Origin of the sequence: Natronomonas sp., assembly GCF_046710025.1 — an archaeon.
Taxonomy (GTDB): Archaea; Halobacteriota; Halobacteria; order Halobacteriales; family Haloarculaceae; genus Natronomonas.
Genome location: NZ_JBKEGK010000247.1, coordinates 1 through 3,634 on the forward strand (window position 1 = coordinate 1; position 3,634 = coordinate 3,634).

Genomic DNA, 3,634 nt, shown 5'->3' on the forward strand with positions numbered 1-3,634 from the left:
AGCCTCTATCACCAGTTCGCGGGCACGCCCGTCTCGCCGGGGAGCGCCGCGAGCCTCGGGCGCGCCATCGAGGAGTCGATCGAAAACCAACCCTTCTGTGCCGGCGTCGACGTCGACGTTCTCGAGGACGAACTGGCGGCCGTCCTCGAGGGGCAATCCGCCGACTACACCGAACTCACCGGCCGGTTCATGGAGGTCGAACTCAGGATCGAGTACGACGACAGCGTCGTTGTCGCCTCAATGGCGATGGACGGCGACTACCCACGAATGGAACTCAACCGGGTCGAAGAGCGGGCGGGCGCGTGACCGCGGCGTCGCCGGGGTCCACGTCCACTTTCGCTTTGCGGCGTGTTTTTAACCGCGGCCGTGCGAAACGTTGTGTATGAGTCAGGCCACGCTCGACGACGACGACCTGTTCGACGAAGCCGCGGCCGAAATGCGCGAAGACGTCGAGGCCAGCCTCGCGGCGGCGAACGCGGCGCTGCCGGCCCCCGACGATGTCTGGGACGCCGACGCCGACAACACGCTCGGCGTTCTCAACGGGCTGAAGGGGGCGCTCGGCGTCGGCGATGCCGAGGAACACCTCCGGGACGCTAAAAAGTGGTTTGCGATCGGTCGGAAGGCCGATGCGTTCGAGGACGCGGACGATCTTGAGACGGAAATCGGGGAGCTCGAGACGACGCTTTCGCAGATCGCCGAGGCCCGCGAACAGGTGGGCGAACTCACCGCGACGATCCCCGAGTTGCGTGGCGCACTGGAGGACGCCGAGTCGGGTGAAGGCGAGGGCAACGAGGAGTAAGCCGGCGGCGTACTCCTTCGACTGTCGTCCACTATGCTCTCTCCCCGGGATCGGGCCGTGCGCCGATGGCGACGGTTATCTCGCGTTGCTCGCCGTCGCGAATAACTGTCGCCGGGACCCGGTCACCGGGCGAGAGTTCGAGCGCCAGCGCCGTTCCCAGGTCGGCGTTGGAGCGGATGGCGGTGCCGGCGAGTTCGACGAGCACGTCGCCACCGACGGGGACGGTCCGCCCGTCGACCGTCCGCTCGCCGGTCACTCCGCGGAGTTCCGTCCCTGAAGGCGCGTCTTCGGTCGTCTCGATGACGAGCACCCCGCGCGGTTGACCAAGCCCGTTGGCCTCGGCGACCGTCGGCGTCACCTCGATCAGCCTGATCCCGAGGAAGGGGTGGTCGTAGTTGCCCGTCTCGATGAGTTCCGGCAACACTCGGCCGGCGAGCAGCGGCGAGACGGCGAACCCGACGCTTGTGCCGGCCCCGGCGACGGCGACGCCGGTCACCTGTCCCTCCATCGTGACGACCGGGCCGCCGCTGTTGCCGGGGTCCAAGCCGGCGTCCGTCTGGACGGTATTGGGGATCGCAAAGCCGGTCTGCTCGTTCGGGAGCGACCGATTCCGACCGCTTATGATGCCCGAGGACACGGAGGATTCGAGCCCAAAGGGGCTGCCCAGCGCGAGCACTTCGGTCCCAACGGCAGGGATCGAGTCGACGAACGACAGCGGCCGGGCGTACTCGGGGATGTCCGTCGACAGCACCGCAAGGTCGGCGTAGACGTCCGTCGCGGTGACGCCCGCGCTCCGCCACTCGCCGTTTTCGAACCGGATGTCGGCCGTCTCGGCGTCGCCGACGACGTGTTGATTCGTGACGATGACGCCGTCGTGGACGAACCCCGATCCGCTGCCGCCGGCGGCGCCGACGAAGGCGACCGACTCGATGGTCCGCTCGAACGCCGCCGCGTACCGCGAGTCGGCCTCCGCGGTCGTCTCCGATGGCGGTACGGGATCAGGGGTGTCTCGGACGCCGGTGGCACAACCGGCGAGGCCGGCCGCGAGTCCCGCCGCTCCGGCGAGGAAGCGTCGGCGTGTCTGCCGTGACATACGAACATTACACGCGCGTCTCGAAAAGGGTCTTCGGATCCAGCCGTTCCCGGCGGGAGCGCCTCAATCGTCCAGACTCTGTTGTCGCCACGTCGTCCGGTCGTACATCCGGTCGACCTCGCCCGCCTGTTGACGGATGGCGATCGCGGTGTTGAACAGGAAGGCGGCGACGAGCACCGTTCCGACAAGCCAAACGGCCTCGACGGCGGCCCCGTCGACGGCGGTAACGCTCCGCGTCAGATCGGTCACGACAATGACCACCACACAGAGGATGGCCGGCAGCAGGTGTCGCGTAATCGCCGAGAACGTGGTTCCCTCGTGTGCCCGCGTCGTCCGGATGGCGTAAAACAGCGCCCACGCCGAGGCCCCGATCCACCCGACGGCGACCACCGGGCGGGTCCACCCGCCCGCCGCGAAGTAGCCCACCCACCAGGCGGCAACGAACCCTGCGATGACGAGACCGTCGACCCAGACCGGCAACAACCGACCGCCATCGGCCGGTCGGTCGGCGTGATACATTGCCCGGATTCCGAGCGCAATAAAAAGTATGAAAAACAGCACCGCGCCCTCGGTGAAGGCGGCGAGCCACGCGTACCCGGTCAGATCGGTCGCAATGCCAGAGAGGCCGTAGACGGCGCCGGCCCCGATGCCGACCGCAAGGTAGCCCCACTCGTACTCGAATCCCTCGGCGAGGACGCGCCGGACGTAGACGCTGAGGAACGCGAGGAGTATCGCGGCTGCAACGGTGATCGAGGCGTGGGCAAGTAGCCTCGTAAAAAGAACCGTCCCCGCCGGGTCACCACCCCCCAGGAATGGCGATGTCGTGCTCATATCGCCGCTTCAGCCCCGGGATTGATAGGTGTTCATTTTCATTCCGACGGTGACGCCGCCGGCACGCCGGGCTGTGAACCGGGGGCTCAAGTCCGCCGCGCCGCTACCCCCGGCGTGAACGATCCTGATGAGGCTGCCAAGGGGGCCGCGTTCGACGACGCAGCGCTCTTGATGGGACTCGAGACGTTCGGCGACGACGCCGAGGCGCGTCGAGTCGTCGCACGACACGCTCGCGACCTCGCCGACAGCGGCCAATACGAGACGGACGCCAACATCGAACTCAGCCCCGAGCACGTCGTCGTCCAACTGGCCGATGCCCCGCGTGGCGGCCCGGTCGAGCGATGGAACTGGTGGATCGGCTCGTTGGACCTCGCTTTCGGCGGGTACGCCGAGTTCCGGATCCGCCGACTCGAGTGACGGTCGCGATCCTATCGGTGGGGAGTCAGCACTATCTTTAATATCCCCGGACATATTTGCCTAAATATGCCCCGAAATGTACTTGTCCCGGTCGATGGGTCCGAGCCGGCGTCGGACGCCCTCGCGTTCGCCGCGGATCACTACCCCGACGCGACGATCACGGCACTACACGTTATCGATCCGTCCGACTACCCGGCTGGCGGGTTTGAATCCGGCGTGATGACCGACCTCGAGCAGATGCGCGAAAACAAACAACAACACGCCGAGAATCTTCTTGAGGATGTCCGCGAGCGGTTGACTGATCAGGGCGTCGATGTCGAGACAGCTATCGAGTCCGGCAAGCCGTCCAACGTGACCGTCGAGTACGCCGACGAGCACGACATCGACTTGATCACCATCGGGAGCCACGGCCGAACCGGCGCGAGCCGTGTTCTACTCGGCAGCGTCGCCGAAACGGTCGTCCGGCGTTCGCCCGTTCCGGTTACCGTCGTCCG

General features: G+C 66.8%; 6 protein-coding genes. 4 read left to right on the top strand and 2 right to left on the bottom strand.

Translation table 11 applies throughout. The features are described 5' to 3' along the window. On the top strand, nucleotides 1–306 hold a 306-nt coding region (locus ACI944_RS13070; RefSeq protein WP_411719470.1), incomplete at its 5' end, for a dihydroneopterin aldolase family protein. Between the two features lie 76 nt (nucleotides 307–382). Continuing rightward, nucleotides 383–799, top strand: a complete 417-nt coding sequence (locus tag ACI944_RS13075) for a DUF5790 family protein (RefSeq protein ID WP_411719471.1) — start codon at nucleotides 383–385, stop codon at nucleotides 797–799. Nucleotides 800–830: 31 nt separating this feature from the next. Here ACI944_RS13075 and ACI944_RS13080 read toward each other — a convergent pair whose 3' ends face one another. Both ACI944_RS13080 and ACI944_RS13085 read right to left on the bottom strand, forming a co-directional pair. Beyond that, a complete protein-coding gene (locus tag ACI944_RS13080) occupies nucleotides 831–1,892 on the bottom strand; it encodes a S1C family serine protease (protein ID WP_411719472.1) in 1,062 nt (353 codons plus the stop codon). 63 nt (nucleotides 1,893–1,955) lie between these two features. Next, a complete protein-coding gene (locus ACI944_RS13085; RefSeq protein WP_411719473.1) occupies nucleotides 1,956–2,723 on the bottom strand; it encodes a hypothetical protein in 768 nt (255 codons plus the stop codon). Between the two features lie 171 nt (nucleotides 2,724–2,894). Between ACI944_RS13085 and ACI944_RS13090 the strand changes: the two genes are divergently transcribed. Both ACI944_RS13090 and ACI944_RS13095 read left to right on the top strand, forming a co-directional pair. Then, nucleotides 2,895–3,140 (top strand): hypothetical protein, encoded by a 246-nt coding sequence (locus ACI944_RS13090; RefSeq protein WP_411719475.1) that lies wholly within the window; start codon nucleotides 2,895–2,897, stop codon nucleotides 3,138–3,140. Nucleotides 3,141–3,206: 66 nt separating this feature from the next. Beyond that, on the top strand, nucleotides 3,207–3,634 hold a 428-nt coding region (locus ACI944_RS13095), incomplete at its 3' end, for a universal stress protein (protein ID WP_411719474.1).